This is a genomic window from Stenotrophomonas sp. 220_Sma (assembly GCF_056487375.1).
Window position 1 is genome coordinate 1,141,308 of sequence record NZ_CM151348.1, and the last position, 18,691, is coordinate 1,159,998.

18 protein-coding genes are annotated in these 18,691 nt (G+C 66.8%); 4 read left to right on the top strand and 14 right to left on the bottom strand.

Annotated features, from left to right (window positions below):
* Positions 1 to 49: 49 nt before the first annotated feature.
* Positions 50 to 1,543: a M20 family metallopeptidase gene (locus tag ACZLIB_RS05535; protein WP_010483606.1), complete on the bottom strand. Its 1,494-nt coding sequence runs from the start codon at positions 1,541 to 1,543 to the stop codon at positions 50 to 52.
* Positions 1,544 to 1,742: 199 nt separating this feature from the next.
* On the opposite strand from ACZLIB_RS05535, the gene ACZLIB_RS05540 reads away from it, so the two are divergent.
* The 4 genes from ACZLIB_RS05540 to ACZLIB_RS05555 all read left to right on the top strand — a co-directional run bounded on the left by ACZLIB_RS05540 (position 1,743) and on the right by ACZLIB_RS05555 (position 4,893).
* Positions 1,743 to 2,069, top strand: coding sequence for a ComEA family DNA-binding protein (locus ACZLIB_RS05540; RefSeq protein WP_012510302.1), 327 nt, complete (start codon positions 1,743 to 1,745; stop codon positions 2,067 to 2,069).
* A 352-nt stretch (positions 2,070 to 2,421) separates the two neighbouring features.
* A complete protein-coding gene (locus ACZLIB_RS05545; RefSeq protein WP_478469308.1) occupies positions 2,422 to 3,507 on the top strand; it encodes a L,D-transpeptidase in 1,086 nt (361 codons plus the stop codon).
* A gap of 17 nt (positions 3,508 to 3,524) precedes the next feature.
* Positions 3,525 to 4,250, top strand: a complete 726-nt coding sequence (locus tag ACZLIB_RS05550) for a murein L,D-transpeptidase catalytic domain family protein (protein ID WP_004147404.1) — start codon at positions 3,525 to 3,527, stop codon at positions 4,248 to 4,250.
* A gap of 34 nt (positions 4,251 to 4,284) precedes the next feature.
* A complete protein-coding gene (locus ACZLIB_RS05555; RefSeq protein WP_478469309.1) occupies positions 4,285 to 4,893 on the top strand; it encodes a HutD/Ves family protein in 609 nt (202 codons plus the stop codon).
* Between the two features lie 189 nt (positions 4,894 to 5,082).
* Here the strand turns inward: ACZLIB_RS05555 and ACZLIB_RS05560 are convergent, their stop codons facing one another.
* The 13 genes from ACZLIB_RS05560 to ACZLIB_RS05620 all read right to left on the bottom strand — a co-directional run bounded on the left by ACZLIB_RS05560 (position 5,083) and on the right by ACZLIB_RS05620 (position 18,493).
* The gene (locus ACZLIB_RS05560) at positions 5,083 to 6,687 is read right to left on the bottom strand and encodes a sulfite reductase subunit alpha (RefSeq protein WP_478469311.1); all 1,605 of its coding nucleotides are present in this window, start codon (positions 6,685 to 6,687) and stop codon (positions 5,083 to 5,085) included.
* Complete coding sequence (locus tag ACZLIB_RS05565) at positions 6,684 to 7,655, bottom strand: FAD:protein FMN transferase (RefSeq protein ID WP_478469312.1); 972 nt, start codon at positions 7,653 to 7,655, stop codon at positions 6,684 to 6,686. Before ACZLIB_RS05565 ends, ACZLIB_RS05560 begins: the two co-directional genes overlap by 4 nt.
* A 55-nt stretch (positions 7,656 to 7,710) precedes the next feature.
* On the bottom strand, positions 7,711 to 8,514 hold the full coding sequence (locus ACZLIB_RS05570; RefSeq protein WP_478469314.1) for a DUF4198 domain-containing protein: 804 nt from the start codon (positions 8,512 to 8,514) through the stop codon (positions 7,711 to 7,713).
* Between the two features lie 76 nt (positions 8,515 to 8,590).
* On the bottom strand, positions 8,591 to 9,109 hold the full coding sequence (locus tag ACZLIB_RS05575) for a DUF2271 domain-containing protein (RefSeq protein ID WP_478469316.1): 519 nt from the start codon (positions 9,107 to 9,109) through the stop codon (positions 8,591 to 8,593).
* Between the two features lie 26 nt (positions 9,110 to 9,135).
* Positions 9,136 to 9,774, bottom strand: coding sequence for a PepSY-associated TM helix domain-containing protein (locus ACZLIB_RS05580; RefSeq protein ID WP_071228079.1), 639 nt, complete (start codon positions 9,772 to 9,774; stop codon positions 9,136 to 9,138).
* 173 nt (positions 9,775 to 9,947) lie between these two features.
* Positions 9,948 to 12,374: a TonB-dependent receptor domain-containing protein gene (locus ACZLIB_RS05585; RefSeq protein WP_478469318.1), complete on the bottom strand. Its 2,427-nt coding sequence runs from the start codon at positions 12,372 to 12,374 to the stop codon at positions 9,948 to 9,950.
* Between the two features lie 146 nt (positions 12,375 to 12,520).
* Complete coding sequence (locus ACZLIB_RS05590) at positions 12,521 to 12,922, bottom strand: hypothetical protein (protein ID WP_049398800.1); 402 nt, start codon at positions 12,920 to 12,922, stop codon at positions 12,521 to 12,523.
* Between the two features lie 164 nt (positions 12,923 to 13,086).
* On the bottom strand, positions 13,087 to 13,764 hold the full coding sequence (locus ACZLIB_RS05595; RefSeq protein ID WP_478469319.1) for a Fe2+-dependent dioxygenase: 678 nt from the start codon (positions 13,762 to 13,764) through the stop codon (positions 13,087 to 13,089).
* A gap of 10 nt (positions 13,765 to 13,774) precedes the next feature.
* Positions 13,775 to 14,494, bottom strand: a complete 720-nt coding sequence (locus tag ACZLIB_RS05600; protein WP_478469321.1) for a tetratricopeptide repeat protein — start codon at positions 14,492 to 14,494, stop codon at positions 13,775 to 13,777.
* A gap of 68 nt (positions 14,495 to 14,562) precedes the next feature.
* Positions 14,563 to 16,863 carry a TonB-dependent receptor gene (locus ACZLIB_RS05605; RefSeq protein ID WP_478469323.1) on the bottom strand — a complete coding sequence of 767 codons (2,301 nt, stop codon included), beginning with the start codon at positions 16,861 to 16,863 and terminating at the stop codon, positions 14,563 to 14,565.
* A 154-nt stretch (positions 16,864 to 17,017) separates the two neighbouring features.
* On the bottom strand, positions 17,018 to 17,422 hold the full coding sequence (locus tag ACZLIB_RS05610; RefSeq protein ID WP_100437469.1) for a hypothetical protein: 405 nt from the start codon (positions 17,420 to 17,422) through the stop codon (positions 17,018 to 17,020).
* Positions 17,423 to 17,624: 202 nt separating this feature from the next.
* Positions 17,625 to 17,957, bottom strand: coding sequence for a non-heme iron oxygenase ferredoxin subunit (locus tag ACZLIB_RS05615; RefSeq protein ID WP_100437470.1), 333 nt, complete (start codon positions 17,955 to 17,957; stop codon positions 17,625 to 17,627).
* Positions 17,954 to 18,493 carry a GNAT family N-acetyltransferase gene (locus ACZLIB_RS05620; RefSeq protein WP_478469325.1) on the bottom strand — a complete coding sequence of 180 codons (540 nt, stop codon included), beginning with the start codon at positions 18,491 to 18,493 and terminating at the stop codon, positions 17,954 to 17,956. Before ACZLIB_RS05620 ends, ACZLIB_RS05615 begins: the two co-directional genes overlap by 4 nt.
* Between the last annotated feature and the right edge of the window lie 198 nt (positions 18,494 to 18,691).

The window sequence follows — 18,691 nt, forward strand, 5'->3', positions numbered from 1 at the left end:
TGGACGCAGCCTAGCAAGGCCAGGCTGCGTCCGTCACGGTGTGCCGGATTCAGCAGCAGCCGTGGTCGCCGTGGCGGGTGCCACTGTCGGCAGCCACCGGCGAACCGCTGGTCTCGCCGCGCAGGCTGGCGGCGTAGTGCTCGCTGATCACCTTGGACACGCAGGCGGTGACCTTCTTGCCCATCGGAATGTGCAGGAACTCGTTCGGGCCGTGTGCATTGGAGTGCGGACCGAGCACGCCGGTGATCATGAACTGGGCGCCCGGGAACTTCTCACCCAGCATGCCCATGAACGGGATCGAGCCACCTTCGCCCATGTACATCGCCGGCTTGCCGAAGAAGGCCTGGCTGGCGTCGTCGATGGCCTGGGTCAGCCACGGCGCCATGGCCGGGGCGTTCCAGCCGGTGGAGGCCTTTTCCAGATCCAGAGTGACCTGCGCGCCGTTCGGCGGATCGCGCAGCAGCGCTTCCTTCAGCAGCTCGCCACAGGTCTTGCCATCGGCGGTCGGCGGCAGGCGCAGCGACAGCTTCACCGAGGTCTGCGGGCGCAGCACGTTGCCGGCCGATTCCAGCGCCGGCATGCCACCGACGCCGGTGACCGACAGTGCCGGGCGCCAGGTGCGGTTGAGCACCAGCTCGGTCAGGTCCTCGTTCATCGGACGCAGACCGTCGACCATCGGGAACTTCTCGAAGATCTCGGTATCGACCACTTCGGCGGCGCGCTTGGCCTGTTCCTGGCGCTCGGCCGGGATCTCAACGTTCATGCCGTCGATCAGGATGCGGCCGGTGTCCTGGTCCTCGATGCGCGACAGCAGCTGGCGCAGCAGGCGGAAGCTGGACGGCACCACGCCGGAGGCATCGCCGGAGTGCACGCCTTCGTTGAGCACCTTCACGGTGAAGTTGCCGCCGGTCAGGCCGCGCAGCGAGGTGGTGCACCACAGCTGGTCGTAGTTGGCGCAGCCCGAATCCAGGCAGACCACCAGCGACGGCTTGCCGATGCGGTCGGCGAGGTGGTCGACGTAGGCCGGCAGGTCATAGCTGCCCGACTCTTCACAGGCTTCGATCAGCACCACGCAGCGGGCGTGCGGCAGGCCCTGGGCCTGCAGCGCCAGCACGGCGGCCAGCGAGCCGAAGATGGCGTAGCCGTCGTCCGCACCGCCGCGGCCATACAGCTTGTCGCCGCGAAGGACCGGGGTCCACGGGCCGAGGTCGTCGTCCCAGCCGGTCATTTCCGGCTGCTTGTCGAGGTGGCCGTAGAGCAGGATGGTGTCGTCGCCGGTTTCGGCGCCGGTAGCCGGAATTTCCAGGAAGATCAGCGGGGTACGGCCTTCCAGGCGCACCACTTCAACCTTCAGGCCGGGCAGCTGCTGGGCCTTGGCCCAGTTCTCCATCAGGGTGACCGCCTGTTCCATGTAGCCGTTCTGCACCCAATTGGCGTCGAACATCGGCGACTTGTTGGGAATGCGGATGTAGTCGACCAACTGCGGGACGATCTCGCTGTCCCACTTGTCATTGACGAATTGGCCGAGCTTGGCGCTGTCCATCTGAAACTCCGGTTGCATGGGCTGATCCGGCCATTCTACGCCTGTGCCGCGGGTAGGGTTTTTCCTACATCACGTCGGGTATTTGGCTGGCTTTTAGAAATCCAGGAAACCGATAGGCTGTGTGCATGTGGTGACGGACACTGTTCCTACCGACGGGATTGCCGGTCGGGACGGCCAGAATCACAAGGAGATACACGTCGTGCCTTGGAGTGTCGTGTTGAGGGCACTGGTGCTGGTCGTGTGGATCGCTGGGGCGCATGCCGCCGAACCGATCGACATCAACCGCGCCGATGCCCAGGCGCTGCAGCAGGGATTGACGATGGTCGGAGCCGCCAAGGCCGAGGCGATCGTCGAGCACCGGCGCAGACACGGCCCGTTTCATCGCGTCGAGGACCTGACGCAGGTGAAGGGGATAGGGAAAGCAATCGTCGAACGGAATCGACAGCGGATCACCGTAGGCAACAGGTTGTTGCCGGCGGATCCGGTACCCGGATCGGTACCGGTGCGAACCGTACCCAGGCGCTGACAGCAGGAATCGTCGGAACCGGCAGGAGGCTGGTTCACCGGACACGGACAGGAAGGCCGTGACCACCGACCGCCGCAGGACGCGGCACCAATCACCAGGATGGTGGCATCACAGACCTGTGGAAGGGGCTGAGATACAAACAGGACAGACGCGGCCGCGTGCAGGATGCAACGCTACCCCCACAGCGCAGGATGCGAGGGGGCGGCAGCAGGCCGACAAGGACGTAACGATTGCCCGGTACGACACATGGCTGTGTCGCCGGGCAGTTTCATTTCCGGCACCTGGTTTTGCCGCGGCCACCACGGGTCGATGGTGTACGGTGGCCGCACCGCATGGAAAGGACCCCCGCTGGATGCTTCTGCACCGCCCCACTACCCTGATGCTCGCCCTTGCACTGGCCCTGCCGCTGCTGGGCCATGCCGCTGCGCCGACGCCGGCCGCCAAGCCTGCCGCTGCCGCAGCCAGCACCGCCGAAGTGCGCGGACCGACCGACCTCAAGCCGGGCGAATACCTGTGGCATCCGGAAATCTCGCCGACCGGCCCGATCGTGCTGGTGGTCAGCCTCGATGAACAGCGCGCCTATGTGTACCGCAACGGCATTGCCATCGGACTGACCACGATCAGCTCGGGCAAGGCTGGGCATGAGACGCCGACCGGCGTGTTCACCATCCTGCAGAAGGACAAGGACCACAAGTCCAACCTCTACAACAGCGCGCCGATGCCCTACATGCAGCGGCTGACCTGGGACGGCATCGCCCTGCATGGCGGCAGCCTGCCTGGTCATCCGGCCTCGCATGGCTGCGTGCGCCTGCCGCAGGCCTTCGCGCAGAAGCTGTTCAGTGAAACCCAGCGTGGGGACACCGTGGTCGTGGCCGATGCCAAGAGCTCGCCGATGACGCTGGCCTATCCGTCGGTGCTGGCACCGGTCAACGCGCGCGGCCAGGCCCTTCCGGAAACCGGGGATGGGGCCCCGGCGCAGGCCTGGTGGGATGACGCCGCAGCGCCGGCCGGGCAGGTCGGCATCCTGGTCAGCCTGCACGACCAGCGCCTGTACGTGCTGCGCGATGGCGTGATGATCGGCGAGTCGCCGCTGAAGGCCGACGCCCTGCCGGCGTTCCAGGGCACCACCCTGTTCGTGATGGGGCAGGGCTACAGCGATACGCCCAGCCCGCTGGACGCGAACCAGCGCCTGCACCAGTGGACGGCCTATCCGCTGCTGGGCCAGGACCGTGCCCAGGCCACGTCGGACCTGCTGGCCACGCCCTCGCTGCCGATGGCGTTGCCGGCCGATTTCGCCCGTCAGCTGTACCAGGTGCTGGTACCGGGCACGACCCTGCTGGTGACCTCGCTGCCGGCGGTCCGCCCAAGCCCGGCTGAATCCGGAATGCAGCCGGTCTTGGAATCCGAGCCGCCAGGGTCCACCCTCAAGGGCAACTGAGTCCCCTCGTTGTGCCCATGACTGCATCCCGCCTGTGCCGGCTGGCCGCGTTCGGCCTGCTGGCGACCTCGGCCAGCGCCCCGGCGCTGGCACAGACGCCCGCCCTCGCCACCAGTGCCGATGATCTGGCTGCCCTGCTGTCGCGCAGTGCGCCCAAGGCCGACCGCCACGTGTTGCAGCTGGCGGCGCACGCCATGCGCTGCGCGCTGCAGCGGCCGGAGCTGGGCATCAATGGTGATCGCCTCAGCGTGATCGATTATTCGCGGCCGTCCACCGAGCCGCGTCTGTGGGTGTTCGACCTGGCCCACCAGCGCCTGCTGTTCGAGGAATGGGTGGCGCATGGCCGCAACAGCGGTGAGAACCGCACCGAACACTTCTCCAACCGCGATGGCAGTTTCATGTCCAGCCTCGGCGCGTTCACCGCGCAGGAGACCTACATGGGCGGCAACGGCTATTCGCTGCGCCTGGCCGGGCTGGAACCGGGCTTCAACGACCGCGCGCGCGAACGCGCCATCGTCATCCACGGCGCGCCCTATGTGAATCCGGCGACTGCGCAGCTGCAGGGGCGGCTCGGCCGCAGCCTGGGCTGTCCGGCAGTGCGCTTGTCGGTGGCCAAGCCACTGATCGATGCATTGCGTGGCGGCACGATGGTGTTCGCCTACTACCCCGACCAGGATTGGCTGAAGCACTCGCAGCTGCTGGGCGGCGAGTGCGGTGGCCAGGGCACGCTCGCCACGCGGTGATGCACGACGGCGCGCGGCATGATGCAATGCGCCGATGAACATCGACTCCCTGCTGCACACTCCGAGCCAGGTAATCTCCCGCCTGGACTATCGCCGCGAACGTTGGCGCAACGGCTTGGGTTGGACCCGCGAGATTCTGCGCCTGCCCGCGCAGGGTGATGACTGGGCGCTACGCCTGTCGGTGGCCGAGATCGAGCAGGATGCCGCGTTCTCCGCCTTCCCCGGTGTGGAGCGCGAACTGGTGCTGCTGCAGGGCAATGGTGTGCGTCTTCGCTTCGACGATGGCCGCGTGGCCGAGGTACTGCCACCGCACGGACGCGTGCGCTTTGCCGGCGAGGAAGCGCTGCACGGCGAATTGGTGGACGGCACCACCCACGACTTCAACCTGATGTGGAAGCGCGAGCTCCTGCAGGCCGAACTGCTGCACCGGCCGCTGGTGGGCACGATGTTCTTCTTCTGCGAACCGGGTGTGGCCTGGGCGCTGCATCTGCTGGCCGGTCGGGCGGAGTTCGGTGCCGACAGCGGCCTGCCGGCGTTGCAGGCGGGAGACACTGCGTGGCTGTCGGCCGGTGAACGGCAGCGTCATGCAGTGCAGGGCGGTGGCGAGTTGCTGGCGATCCGGATCAGTGCGGCGGCGGGATGATTCCTGGGCGCCGGTTGGCACTATCCACGCATGGCGTGGATCTACTGCAAATGCGGTTGCCACCATGTCTGGACACACCGTTGTAGATCCACGCCATGCGTGGATAGCTGCCGCCGACACCGTGTCATGGTGCGAACCAAGGTTCGCACCCACCAGAAAGCGGTTCGCACCCACCAGGATGCGGTGGCCTCAATACACATCGCGCCGGTAACGACCGGCCAGCAACAGCGCTTCCTTGCCCGCGGTACCCAGCACCTGCTCGATCACTGCATCCACCGCCGGGGCCATGCCCTGCAGGCTGCCGCAGACCAGGATCGTGGCGCCTTCATCCACCCACTGGCGCAGCGTTGCCGCTTCGGCCAGCAGCCGGTCCTGCACATAGCGGTGCGCACCGCCATCGCGGCTGAACACTGCATCCAACCGCGCCAGCGTGCCGTCGGCCAGCATCGCCTGCAGTTCTTCACCGAAGTGGAAGTCGTGCGCGGCGGTGCGCTCACCGAACAGCAGCCAGGTGCGCCGTGCGCCACTGCGTACGCGTTCGTGCAGATGCGCGCGCAGGCCGGCGATGCCGGTGCCGTTGCCGATCAGCAGCAGCGGCACATCGGCGGGCGCGCCATGGAAATTGTCGTTGCGGCGCAGACGCAGCTGTACCGGTTCGCCGATGGCAGCGTGGTCGCACAGCCAGCCGCTGCCGATGCCGGGTGTACCGTCAGCGCGCAGCTGGCGGCGCAGCAGCAGCTCAACCGCACCGTCGGCCATGACCGAGGCGATCGAGTACTCGCGATGCGGCAGCGATTGCAAGGTCGCCAGCAGCGCAGGCAGATCACCCGGGGGAACCAATGAGGGCAGGTGCGAGCGCGCGACGCGTGCCAGCAACGTTTGCCCGTCATCCAGCACGGTGTCCGCGTCGAAGCGTTGTGCATCCAGCCAGGCACGCACGGTGTGCGATGCGTGCTGCGGGCCGATCTCGGCGATGTCACCGGCCTGCCACTGCGCATTTGCATCGGCCGGGGGCTGCAGGCGCAACCAGTACACCGGACCACCGGGGCTGCCCGGGTTCAGATGCTCGCGTTGCAGCAGCGTCCACGGCTGGTACTCGGCAGGGCTCCAGTCGGGCAGTTCGCTGGCGTTACCGCCGAGTTGTCCCAGCAACTGTTGCCAATGACGCAGCGCTGCCGGATCGGCGTTGTCGACCTCGATGGCGTCGAACAGCGGATGCGCGCCGTGTTGGCGCAGCCAAGTGTCCAGCTGGTGGCCGAATCCGCAGAAGTGGCCATAGCTGCGGTCGCCCAGCGCGAGCACCCCGTAGTGCAGGTGCTGCAGCGGGGGCGGGGTGGCCATCACCCCGCGCAGGAACGGCAGGGCGTGGTCGGGTGGATCGCCTTCGCCGGTGGTGCTGGCAATAAACAGCGCGCGCTGGCTGGAAGCCAGCAGTGCTGCATCCACCTCATGCAGTCCGCGCACGCGCACTGGCACGCTGGCACCGCGCAGGGCCTCGGCGCTGCGTTCGGCCAGTTCGCGGGCGAAGCCGGTCTGGCTGGACCAGACCAGCAGGATGGGCGCGGTGTCTCCGGTTGCGGCGTCGTCGCGCGGGCGCCCACGCCACCACAGTGTCGCGCAGGCCAGCGCATACAGCACCGTGGCGAGCACCGCGATCTGCGACTGCCGCGCCGGTGGTGCGCCCCGCCACCACGCTTCGCCGAGATGCAGGCGAAGCAGTGCCCAGCCGATCGCTGCCAGCAGGAGCAGAACCAGTGCGTTGCCGAGCCAGGCGCGCGATGGACGTGCGCTCATGCGTCCTGCTCGTCGAGCAGGCGCTGGAAGGCGCTGCTGAGAAATTCCTGCGGGCCTTCTGCGGTGCGTTGCAGGTAGCGTGCAGCCAATCCTTCGCGTTCGGCCAGCGCCATGCCCTGTTCGCGACCCAGCACGGTCAGTGCGGTGGCCCAGGCATCAGCGTGCATGGCGTCGTCGGCCACCACGGTTACTGCCGCGGCAACCTGCCGCACCGGCCTGCCCGTACGCGGGTCGAGACTGTGGCTGTAGGCCTCGCCACCGGCCTGGTACTGGTGCCAGCGATCGCCGGAAGTCGCCACCGCCTTGCCGTCCAGCGCCAGCACCCGTGGCGGGGTATCGGTGTGCACGTCTTCTTCGGGTGCGGATTCCACCAGCACGCGCCACGGCTGGCCGTCCGGTTTGCGGCCGTAGCCGGCCAGTTCGCCGCCGACTTCGATCAGCGCGGCAGTGATGCCTTGTCCACGCAACCAGGCGGCCACGTGATCGACGCCGAAGCCCTTGGCGATCGCAGAGAGATCCAGTTCCAGTCCCCCCGGTTGCAGCAGCGCAACGTCCTGCCACTGCAGGCGCTGCCAACCGCAGCGATCACGCGTGGCCTGCAGGGTAGCGTCGTCGGGCTGGCGGCGTTCACCGGCATGTGCCCCGAAGCCCCACAGTGCAACCAGCGGACCGATGGTGGGATCGAAGGCGCCGCCACTGGCGGAAGCGATGACCTGTGCGCAGGCCAGAACGTGGCGGGTCTCGGCCGGCAACGCGCACCATTGGCCGGCGTCGGCGCGGTTGTAGCGGCTCAGATCCGAGCCGGGTTCCCAGGTGCTCATCTGCGCGACCACCTCGTCCAGCCGCGCCTGGATGCCAGCATGCAGCGGGTGCAGGTCGCGCTGGCGCGACGCGACCAGCGACACGCTCCAGGTGGTGCCCATGGTGGTGCCACCGAGGCGGGCGATGTCGAGCAGGGGATCGGTCATGGTGGTGTGCTGCAGGCGCGATGCCGGGGCGTGCCCGGCATCGCGGTCCACGTCATTACTGCGGCAGCACTTCCAGCGTGGCGACGTAGCTCAGGCGGCGCTTGGCGGCCTGCTTCACCGAGGTCTTGTTGTCTTCGGTGCCGGTCTCCAGCCAGTACATGCCAGCTTCCGGCCAGGTCACCTTGATCTCGCCCTTGGCGTCGCTGGTGACCTTCAGCTCGTCCTGCGCGTTGCGGTAGCGGGTGCCGCCGCGCACGATCTCGAATTCCAGTCCGGCGGTCGGCTTGCCATCGACCAGCACGCGGAAGGTCGCTTCCTCGCCGGCGAACAGATCGTTCGGATGGCCCACGGCCACCAGTTCGATGCCGCGGTTGGTCGGCTTCAGCGCAGTGTCGTTCGGGGCGCCGTTGGTGACGAAGGTCTCCACGCGGCTGACCGACTGGCTCACTTCCAGCTTCTTCGCATCCTTGGGCAGTTCGCCGAAGGTGGCGACGCTGCCGCGCCAGCGCTTGCGCTCGCCGTTCTGCTCGTAGGTGGCGAACAGGCCGTCATTGACCGACGCGATGCGGTAGGTGCCCGGCTGCTTCAGCTCGACATCGAACACGCTGCGGTACTTGCCGGTGGCCGCGTTCTGCGCCTGCACGGTGCTGCCGTCCGGCGCGGTGATCACCACCGACTCCAGGCGCAGCGGCACGTGGTTGAAATAGAACAGGTCGTTGGAGACCGCACCGTCGACGGTGATCCACGGCGCGTTGCCGGCGATCACGGTCTGCGAGGGCAGCAGCCAGGCCTTGTGGGCCAGGGCGGAGAAGGGAAGGGCAGCGGCCAGAGCGGCGGCGAGGACAAGCGTGCGCTTCATGCGGAAGACTCCAGGTGGATGCAGGGTGGTGCGGCGAGGGGAGGGGAATTACGACTTAATCCCCTCCGTCCCCTTTTCAGGGTTTGACGGCGAGGGTGACCTGGCCCAGTTCGGTGGCGCCCTGCGCCTTGCCGTTCTGCGTGGCGGTGGCCGGCCAGGTGAAGGGGATCTTCAGCAGCTCGCGGCCGCCGACTTCGCGCACCGCTTCCACCACCAGGGTGTAGTTGCCCGGGGCCAGCTGCTTCAGCGCCGGCTGCTTGTCGTTGAACGACAGCGCGTGCTTGCCGGCCGGGCGGGTCGGGCCGGTCACGCCGTCCACCGGCACCTGCAGGGTGCGGCCGCTCTTGCGCCACCACTGGCGCAGGTCCGGCAGCCACTTGGTGCCGTGGCCTTCGCTGTTGCTGGTCTGCTGGTACCAGACCGACAGGTTGGCCGCGACCTTCTGGTCGGCGCCTTCCAGCCACACCGCCACGTACGGGCGGTGGTACTCGGCCACGTTGAGCTTGGGCACTTCGACGTTGATGTCGAGGGTGGTGGCATAGGCCGGCGAGGTGGCCAGCAGGCCGCTGAGGGCGATGGTCAGGGTGACGCGCATGGGGCGGCTCCGGAAACGAAGGAAAGTCAGTGGATCAGCAGCAGGGCGATCAGCAGCGGGATCATCAGGCCGAGGCCGACCAGCGGCCAGGTCATGCGCCGCTGCCGTGCATGCAGGTGAAGCAGGAACAGGCCGGTGATGCAGAACACCAGGCAGGCCACGGCGAACAGGTCCAGGAACCAGCCCCACGCCGGGCCCGCGTTGCGGCCCTTGTGCAGGTCGTTGAGGTAGGACACCGCGCCGCGCGAGGTTGATTCGTACTCCACCGCGCCGGTCGCGCGATCGATGCTCAGCCAGGCGTCGCCACCCGGGCGCGGCAGCGACAGGTAGATCTCCTCGGCCGACCACTCGGCCGGGCGCCCGCCGATGGCGATGCCCAGCTGCGTGTCCAGCCATTGCCGGGCCGGGCGCGGGATCGGCGCGTTGCCATCCTCGCGCGTGCCCAGCTGGCCCAGCAGCGCGGCCGGCAGTTCCAGATGCTGGTTCTGCACCTCGGGCTTGGCCTCGATCTTCGCGGCATGGTTGAGGGTCAGGCCGGTCACCGCAAACAGCAGCATGCCGATCAGGCAGACCGCCGAGCTGATCCAGTGCCACTGGTGCAGCGTCCGCAGCCAGAAGCCACGGTTCTGTTGCTGCTGCACGGTGGAAGAGGCAGGACGGCTCACGGCACGGTTCGAGGCGGACGGGGACTGCCCATTACATCATTGATGAGAATAGCTCGCAATTGCGTGTCGTTCTGTATCCCAGGGGGATTGCCGGCCAGCGGCCGGCACTACCGACTGGCCGGCAATCCCGCAGATCAGTAGATCCACGCCATGCGTGGATGGAGCGCTAACGATCAGAACTTGAAGTTCAGGCTCACCCAGACGCTGCGGGCCTTGTCCTTGTTGTTGTAGTCGTCTTCGAACAGCACTTCATTGCTCGAATCGCCATATACCCCACTGCCGTCCAGGTCGGTGAAGCTGGCTTGGTAGGTGGTGAAATCGCGGTCCAGCAGGTTGTTGATACGTGCATTGACCGTCAGCCACTGCGTCGCTTCGAACGAAGCACCCAGATGCAGAGTGGTGTAGTCCTTGTAGTAGAGCTTCTCGCGCGTAGTGGCGTTGAGCCCACGGAAGCGCTTGGAGCGCGCCTCTGCAGTCAGAAACATATTGAAGCGCTCGCTGACCTGCCAGTCGAAGGTCGCATTGGCCATGTGCCGCGCGCTGTTGCCCAGCGGGAGGCCCTTCTCCGCGCCGCTCTTCTGCTCACTGTCCGTGTAGGTGTAGTTCGCACGCAGGCCGAAACGCTCGCCGATGTTCCATCGACCAGCTACTTCGGCGCCCTGAATGATCACTTCATCGATGTTCACCGTTTTGCTGCTGTTGGCGTAGCCCAGCTCGGCGTAGTCGCCCGTTGAGGTGCAGGCCAGAGCGAAGCGGCCGCCGCAGGGTTGTGAGGCGATCTTGTCGTCGAAGCGGTTGTGGAACACCGTGGCATTGAAGTTGTGCCCGTCTGGATGCTGCCAGTAGACCGCCAGTTCGGTGCTGGTGCTGGTTTCGGGCTTCAGGTTCGGATTGCCGAACATCGGTAGCGTGCCTTGCGCGCCGAAGCCGGTGACGCCGTCGTACAGCTGAGTGGTCTTGGGTGTCTTGAAGCCCGTGCTGACACCACCCTTCACCGTCCACTGTTCATTGACGGTGTACACACCGTACAGGCGCGGGCTCAAGTGGTCGCCGAATACCTCGTGGTCGTCGTAGCGCAGGCCATAGGTGATTCCCAGCGGCGCGATGACGGTCCAGGTGTCCTCAGCGAACAGCGAGTACATGTTGTGCTCCTGCTTCTGGCCGGGCATTCCGCGCTCGGTGCCGAACACGCCGTCGGTCAGTTCACCACGGATGACCTGCGCACCGACAACAGCGACATGCTGGCCTGCGGCCTGGAAGGGAATGTCCAACTTTGCATCGAAGGTGTACTGGGCGCTTTCGAGCGTGCGTCGAGGCCGTGGCAGGAAGGTCGATTCAGCCAGCGCGCGGCGTTCAGCCGTTGAGCGGCCGCTATAGGCACCGGTGCCGTCGATCATCTGCAGCAGCAACTCGCGTTCCGCGACAGTGAATGGCATCGTCCGGCCATCGTTGTTGGTTGATACGTGCGAGAGGGACACCAGGCTGTTACCAAAGCCCCACTTGCCCTCGTGGGTCAACGCCCATGCATCGCGGGTGAATTCCTGGGTCGGTCCATAGCCCACGCGCGGGTCGGCCCGGCGTGTCCACGTACCACCACTGGTCCGGCACGCGTTGGCATTGGCACCGCTGCCGTTGCGGCAGAAATTGGCCGTGCGCCAGATGCTGTTGATGTTGTCTACCGTACCAACCGGGTACTCCTCGACACCGGCATCATTGATCTTGATCGAGTTGTCGTATTCCTGGCGCGAAGTGTCGTAGTCAAGCGTCAGGCGTTGATCTTCGTTGATGTTCCATTCAAGGCTCAGACCACCTGCTTTATTCGTGTTGTCGACTGTTTTACCACCGCCGCCAAAGCCCAGCGTGCGCGCATGGGGGGTGCCGTTGGGGTCGATCGCCGGCGAGTAGACGGGATTGGAAGCATCGCGGTCATACCAACTGGCGCGTGCGCTGAGGTTCAGTACACCGGGAACGATTGGGCCGGTCACATACAGGTCTGCAGTGCGGTCGTCACCGAAATCGTCATCGGTCTCGAAGGTGCCTGCAAGGGTGGCCGAGCCACTCCAGCGGTCCAGCGATCGCTTGGTAATGATGTTGATGACGCCACCCATGGCGTCGGCGCCGTACAGTGTGGAAGCCGGGCCGCGGATGACTTCGATGCGCTCGATCGCGTCCAGCGGTGGGATGTGGTTGAACTGGTTGCCGCCGAAGTTGTTCGGGTAGATGTCGCCGTGATTGTTCTGGCGGCGGCCATTGATCAGGATCAGCGTGTAGTCCGAGCCCATGCCGCGCATGGAAATGGTGCCTTGGCCCGTCTTGTCGCGGGTCTCGCCAACGTCCACGCCTTCCAGATCGCGGACTGCATCCAACAGGGTCATGTATGGGCGCTTGGTCAGCTCTTCCTGGGTGATGACTGAAATGCTGGCCGGCGCGTCAGTAATTTTCTGCTCGAAGCCGGAGGCGGTGACCACCACCTTGTCCAGCGTCTGTGGCGCGCCGGAAGCGTCACCGTGGGCGAAGGCAGGGGCGGTCATGGCCGCCAGCACGGCGCTGGTCAGCAGGGTACGGGACAGGGACGAACGGACACGATGGCGCTGGGCCATGGCAGTAACCTCGAAGGATGCAGGGTGGTGCAATGCCAGGCGCGAACGGCGCGGCATGCACGGGGAGGCCCGGTCAGGGGCGGCAGGGATGAAGCAGGCAGCGGCGTACGGGCACGACCGCGCAGGCGGTCACGCGGGGCCGTGATTCAGGCGAGCGGCGGCGCCTGGCCGCGTTGCTGGCGGCGCCCGGGCGCGTCGGCCCAGGGCGTGTCCGGAGCGGCCAGCGGCCAGTCCGGGCGCACGCCGGGCATGGCCGGCGTGGTGGGTACGAGTTCAAGCTCGGTGCGCAGCCATTGGCTGGCCAGCAGCAACGGCGGGCGTGCCTTCTCGGCCGATTTCACCGGGGCGGCAGCACAGCGGCGCAGTTTGGCCGGTGCTTCTTCCTGCGGGGACGCTTCGCCACCGCGCTCTTCCAGCGGCATCTGCACGGCCATTCCGGCCTGGCCGTGTGGCAGCAGCGGCAGGGTGCCCAGCAGCAAAGCCAGCATCGCCACCCACGCCAGCAGACTGGCCAGCGCAGGACGCTGACCGCGCATGGCAGTGCCCATCTTTCGATGGATGAGTGGGCGAGGGCGAAGCGGGCGCAGCAAGCAGGGGTCCCCAGGGGTCTGCCGGCAGCGGCCGGCATCAACGGGGCGTGATTGTAATGAGAGCTGTTAGCTGTTGCAAATGAGAATGATTGCCAAATTGTCGCGGGTCGGCCGGATGGGGCTCAGACTTCGCTCCAGCGTCGCAGCAGGTTGTGGTACACGCCGGTCAGCTGCAGCACCGCCTCGGCGTCACCGCCGGTCTGCCGCAGGCGCTCGATCGAGCCATCCATTTCCCACAGCAGGCGGCGCTGCACATCGTCGCGGATCATGCTCTGCACCCAGAAGAACGAGGCCACGCGCGCGCCGGCAGTAACCGGGCGCACCTGATGCAGGCTGCTGGACGGGTACACGATCAGGTCGCCGGCCGGCAGCTTTACCTCGTGCTCGCCGTAGGTATCGCTGATGATCAGCTCGCCGCCTTCGTATTCGTCCGGATCGGACAGGAACAGGGTGCAGGAGATGTCCGAGCGCAGCTGTTCGCCGTTGGCCAGGTTCATCACCGCGCCATCGACATGGAAGCCATAGGTGCCGCCCCCGCTGTAGCGGTTGAAACGCGGCGGCAGGTACTTCAGCGGCAGCGCTGCGCTGAAGAACAGCGGGTGCCGGGCCAGCGCGACGAGGATGATCTCGCCCAGTTCGCGGCGCAGCGGCGAGGCCTCGGGCAGCTGCTGGTTGTGCTTGGCCTGTGCGCCCAGGTGGCCCACGGTTTCGCGGCCATCGGTCCAGTCGGCGGCGTCGAGGCGGCGACGGAAATCGGCCACCTGGTCGGCGCTGAGAATGTCGGGGATGTGCAGCAGCATGCGGGACTCCTCAGAGGGACGGCGGTGCGACCAGGGCGCGCACCTGCGGATGCGGCGACGCGGCCAGTTCCGGCACGATGTGCGCCATGAACGCCGGGCTGCCGTGCGCCAGTGCGAGCCGCAGCCAATGCACGGCCTGCTCGACCTGGCCGGCCTGCAGCAGGATCGAGGCGTAGTTGGCCTGGCCGCGGAAATCACCGGCTTCGGCCGCGCGCTTGTACAAGGCGAGCGCCGCCTGCGGATCGGGCGTGGTGTCCAGCCCGTCTTCGAGGTGGCGGGCCAGCAGGTTCATCGATTTGGCGTGGCCCAGGTGCGCGGCGCGGGTGTACAGGGCCAGCGCCTGCGCGCGGTCCTGCGGTACACCGCGGCCGGTGGCCAGCAGGTTGGCCAGGTTGTACAGGCCCCAGTCCAGCCCGGTGTCGGCCGCGCGCCGGTACCAGACCGCGGCCAGCGTCGGGTCGGCGACGGTGCCCTGGCCCAGCTCATGGCAGCGGCCGAGCATGTTCATCGCCATCGGCGCGCCGTTGTTGGCGGCGGTTTCGTACCAGAGCAGCGCGGCCGAGGCGTCCTGCGCGGTGCCTTTGCCTTCCATGTGCATCTGCGCGAGCAGCAGTTGTGCATCGACCTGTCCAGCCTGCGCGGCGTCGCGCACGCATGCGAACGCGGCCTGCGGATCGTGCTGCAGCAGCTCGGCCAGGGCGTCGCTGTCGATGGGAGTGCGGGTAACCATGGGGTGAGTATCGCCGGAAACAAAAACGGCGGCAGGAGAGCCTGCCGCCGTGGTGGAGCGGAGTTACATCAGAACTTCACGTTCAGTGCCAGGGTGGCCGAGCGACCCGGGGCGATGCTCGCGTAGTGCGAGGCATAGGCCTTGGTGAAGTAGGTCTTGTCGGTCAGGTTCTGCACGTTGAGCTGCAGGCTGATGTTGTCCTGGATCGCGTAGCTGGCCATCGCGTCGAAGCGGGTGTAGCTCGGGATCCACTTGGTGTTGGCAACGTCACCGTACTGCTTGTCCGAGTAGAACGCACCGGCGCCGACGGTCAGACCGATCGGAAAGCGGTAGGTCGTCCACAGGTTGGCGCTGTGCTTGGCGGTGTTGGGGAACACGTTGCCGTTGTTCGGCGACGGCACGTAGATGCCGCTCGGGCAGGTGCGGCCCGATACGGCGCAGACAAAGCCGTTGTCCTTCAGTTCCGAATCCAGGTAGGTGTAGCCGCCGTACAGGCTCCAGGCATCGGTCAACTGGCCATTGAAGCCCAGCTCGAAGCCGTTGATTTCCTTCTTGCCGGCGTTCTGGCTGGTGCCGTTGTCGATGGTCACACGTGCGTTGTTCATCACGGTGTGGAAGATCGCGGCAGTCAGGTTCAGGCGGTTGTCCAGCAGGTCCCACTTGGTGCCGAGTTCGAGGTTCCTGGTGTCCTGCGGCTTGAGGTCGGCGACGCCGGCATTCAGGCCGTCCGAACCGTCGCCACCGTCCATGCCCGGCGGGGTCGAGGAGGTGCCCCAGGACAGGTAGATGCTGCCGTTGGCCGCCGGCTTGAACACGACGCCGGCCTGGTAGTTCACGAAGTCGTTGTCGTTGTGCAGGCGCGGAGTGGCGCTGCCCGGGGTGAGCAGGGTGGTGGAGTAGTCGTCGTAGCGCAGGCCGACGTTGACGCTCCACTGCGCGTTGAGCTCGATGGTGTCGAACAGGTAAGCGGACTTGGTCTTGGTGCGCTGTTCAACGTCCAGCGCTTTGTTGCTGCGATAGACGATCTGACCGGCCGCCCACGGATCGTTCGGATTCGGATTATTGAAGTCGGTGCAGTTGTAGTTGGTGGCAGCGCCGGACACCCGGCACACCGAGCTGTTGGCCGCGAGGGGTTCCAGCGGGTTGGCGGTACCCGGCGTCATCTGGTAGCTGCCACGGGTCATCTTCTCGTCGCTGTATTCCACGCCGGCGCTGTAGCTGTGCTTCAGTGCGCCGGTCTGGAACGCGCCGGTCAGGCCCAGCTGGTCCGCGAAGCTCTTGACGTCGACGGCGCGGCTGTTGGTGCGGCGCCACAAGGTGCCGTAATTGTTTGGGTTGCCCTTGCTGTCGTCGGGCTGGGTCCACAGGTAGTCGTTGCTGGTGTTGCCCAGGCGCGCGATGTTGCGCAGCTTGTGGCCGCCGAAGTCGTAGCTGGCGTCCAGGGTGCTGATATCGGCACGGGTGCGCTGGAAGTCACGATCGACCAGGCCGTAGTAGTTGTTGCGGTCCGGTACCATCGGGCGGCCATCGCCGTTCTTGGCCACGTTCGGGCCGCTGGAGAACGGGTTGTTGTACGGGAAGCCACCCGCGTCCGGCAGGTCATCGCTCTGCATGTGGTAGTGGCTGGCGATCAGCTGCGCCGGCCCGTTCAGGCCGAACGCGATCGACGGCGCGATGCCCCAGCGGCTGACATTGGCGGCGTCGCGGCCGGCGATGTCCGACTCGTGCTTCATCAGGTTCAGGCGGGCGGCGATGCCATCGCCCAGCACGTAGTTGGCGTCCACGGTGCCGCGTGCGTAGCTGTCGGTGCCGATGCCCATGCTGGCGCTGGTTTCGTTCTTCAGCTTCGGCGTCTTGCTTACCAGGTTCAGGCTGCCACCACCGGAGTCACGGCCGCCGTAGGCCGAGCTCGGGCCCTTGACCACTTCCACCTGCTCCAGGTCGAAGATCTCGCGCGTCTGCGAGCCGACGTCGCGCAGGCCGTCGACGAAGACGTTGCTCTGCGAATCGAAGCCACGGATGAAGGGGCGGTCACCGGTCGGGTTACCGCCTTCGCCGGCACCGAAGGTGATACCCGGGACCATGCGCAATGCGTCCTGCAGGTTGGTTGCACCGGTTTCGGCGATCAGCTTCTCCGAGACGATCGACACCGACTTCGGGGTGTCCAGCAGCTCGGCGGTGAACTTCGGCGAGGACGGATTGAACCAGCTGCCGCGCACCTGCACCTTGTCCAGGTCGGTGGCCTTGCGGGAGCTGGCATCGGCGCTGTCGGCGGCCTGTGCGGCCAGCGGTGCGAAGCCGGCGGCCAGGGTGGCGGTAGCGAGCAGGGAAACGCGCGGAGCGTGCTTGCGGGACGTGATGTGGGTCATGGTCTGGGTGGCGGTGGCTTGGATCGGGAAAGGGCGAGCGCGAGCCGGCGCAGATGGACGTGCGGCGACAGGCGGGAGGTGGGTTCTATAGAGCCGAGCCATGCTCGGCTGGCGGGAAACGCAATCAGGCGCACGGCAACGGCCGCAGGGCGCCTCAGCTGGCGTGCGGTGCGGGCGGAGCGTGGCCGGGGTTCAACCGCAGTGCGGGATCGCGCAGCTGCCAGCGCAGGGCGTCGGAACGCCACAGCGGAACATGCGCGACCAGGGCGGCGCGCGGGGGAGCCAGTCCGGTACAGGGCGTGGCGCCCTCGCCATCCAGCGGCGGCTCGGGTGCTGGCGCGGCATGGTGCGGGCACTCGTCGGCCGGCGGGGCCGGCACCGGCATGACCTGCTGCAGATCTTCAGCGTGTGCCTGCCAGCCGTGGGTAGCCGGGTTGTTGCCGCGTCCTTCGTGCAGTGCCGACCAGCCCAACACCAGCGTCAGCAGCACGGCCACGAGCAGCGGCCACCCTTGGCGGGCGAGCTGGCACAGCGTGGCGGTGGGCGCGGGCGAAGCCATGGCGCGGGGGCGGAGTCGTTACGAAGATGTTACGTAGAATAACATCAACGATAATGATTCGCATGTACGGGCCGTGCCGGGCCCTCGAGGCGACCCGGGGGCGCCCTGGGGAGGCTCTAATGGCCTTGCGATGGATCCACCCCATGGGTGGATGCTCTCCCGCGGGGCGCCCTCTGGGGGGCTCTCTGGGCCGAGCGCCGCCTCAATCCCGGTCGTCGCGGGTCCAGACAGCGTCGTGCTCGCGCTTCACCGGAAACTTGGGCACAGGGCTGTAGGCCGGGGCGCACAGGGCGCGGCCGTCACGCACGTCGAAGCGCGCGCCGTGCAGCACGCACTCCACACTGCCCTCGGTGGTGTTGAACTCGCCCGAGGACAGCTCGAACTCTTCATGTGTGCACTGGTCTTCCAGCGCGTACAACTCACCGTCGAGGTTGAACACCACGATCGGCGTGCCGGTTACCTCGTCGAACACGCTCTTCATTTCACCCGGCAGCAGCTCGGTGCCGGCACAGACGAAGGTCCAGGTATCGCTCACGCGGCGGCTCCGGCCAGCGGCTTTTCCAGGATCTCGAAGCGCAGGTCGTCGCGCTTGGGAATGCCGAAGCGTTCGTCGCCGTACGGGAACGGCTTCTTGATGCCGGTGCGCAGATAGCCGCGGCGCTCGTAGAAGGCGATCAGCTCGTCGCGCACGTCGATCACCGTCATCTGCATCACCGGCACCTTCCATTCGCGTGCGGCGTGCGCTTCGGCGGCGTCCATCAGCTGCTTGCCGACGCCGCCACCCTGCTGGGCCGGGTCGACCGAGAACATGCCGAAGTAGCCCTTGCCGTCGACATCGGCGACGTGGGCGCAGGCCACCAGCTGGCCGTCGCGTTCGGCCAGCAGGATGGTGGAGCGCGGGCGGTCCAGGTCGGCCTGGATGCCCTCGGCATCGATGCGGGCGCCGTCCAGCAGGTCGGCTTCGGTGGTCCAGCCAACGCGGCTGGCGTCACCACGGTAGGCCGAGGTGACCAGGGCGATCAGGGCGGGGATGTCGGCCGGCGTGGCGGCGCGGAAGGTCAGGGTGGTCATGGGCACATTCTAGGTGGAGCGGGGAAGGGCGCGGGAGGCTGTCGATTGGGCCAACTTTGCCGAATGTGGCCAATACGCGGGGTTGACGCCATCTTCATTATTCGTTCATATCCATGGTCAGCACCCGCCCACCGTGAAGCAACGCGTGGCTGTCTGCCGGAGTGGGTGCCGCCTGGTCGAAGGCCAACTGCCGTTCGG

What these genes read in the sequence shown, in the direction of transcription:
- ACZLIB_RS05535 (WP_010483606.1), bottom strand. Translation starts at nt 1,543, where the DNA reads ATGGACAGCGCCAAGCTCGGCCAATTCGTCAATGACAAGTGGGACAGC.
- ACZLIB_RS05545 (WP_478469308.1), top strand. Translation starts at nt 2,422, where the DNA reads ATGCTTCTGCACCGCCCCACTACCCTGATGCTCGCCCTTGCACTGGCC.
- ACZLIB_RS05550 (WP_004147404.1), top strand. Translation starts at nt 3,525, where the DNA reads ATGACTGCATCCCGCCTGTGCCGGCTGGCCGCGTTCGGCCTGCTGGCG.
- ACZLIB_RS05555 (WP_478469309.1), top strand. Translation starts at nt 4,285, where the DNA reads ATGAACATCGACTCCCTGCTGCACACTCCGAGCCAGGTAATCTCCCGC.
- ACZLIB_RS05560 (WP_478469311.1), bottom strand. Translation starts at nt 6,687, where the DNA reads ATGAGCGCACGTCCATCGCGCGCCTGGCTCGGCAACGCACTGGTTCTG.
- ACZLIB_RS05565 (WP_478469312.1), bottom strand. Translation starts at nt 7,655, where the DNA reads ATGACCGATCCCCTGCTCGACATCGCCCGCCTCGGTGGCACCACCATG.
- ACZLIB_RS05570 (WP_478469314.1), bottom strand. Translation starts at nt 8,514, where the DNA reads ATGAAGCGCACGCTTGTCCTCGCCGCCGCTCTGGCCGCTGCCCTTCCC.
- ACZLIB_RS05575 (WP_478469316.1), bottom strand. Translation starts at nt 9,109, where the DNA reads ATGCGCGTCACCCTGACCATCGCCCTCAGCGGCCTGCTGGCCACCTCG.
- ACZLIB_RS05585 (WP_478469318.1), bottom strand. Translation starts at nt 12,374, where the DNA reads ATGGCCCAGCGCCATCGTGTCCGTTCGTCCCTGTCCCGTACCCTGCTG.
- ACZLIB_RS05590 (WP_049398800.1), bottom strand. Translation starts at nt 12,922, where the DNA reads ATGGGCACTGCCATGCGCGGTCAGCGTCCTGCGCTGGCCAGTCTGCTG.
- ACZLIB_RS05595 (WP_478469319.1), bottom strand. Translation starts at nt 13,764, where the DNA reads ATGCTGCTGCACATCCCCGACATTCTCAGCGCCGACCAGGTGGCCGAT.
- ACZLIB_RS05600 (WP_478469321.1), bottom strand. Translation starts at nt 14,494, where the DNA reads ATGGTTACCCGCACTCCCATCGACAGCGACGCCCTGGCCGAGCTGCTG.
- ACZLIB_RS05605 (WP_478469323.1), bottom strand. Translation starts at nt 16,863, where the DNA reads ATGACCCACATCACGTCCCGCAAGCACGCTCCGCGCGTTTCCCTGCTC.
- ACZLIB_RS05610 (WP_100437469.1), bottom strand. Translation starts at nt 17,422, where the DNA reads ATGGCTTCGCCCGCGCCCACCGCCACGCTGTGCCAGCTCGCCCGCCAA.
- ACZLIB_RS05620 (WP_478469325.1), bottom strand. Translation starts at nt 18,493, where the DNA reads ATGACCACCCTGACCTTCCGCGCCGCCACGCCGGCCGACATCCCCGCC.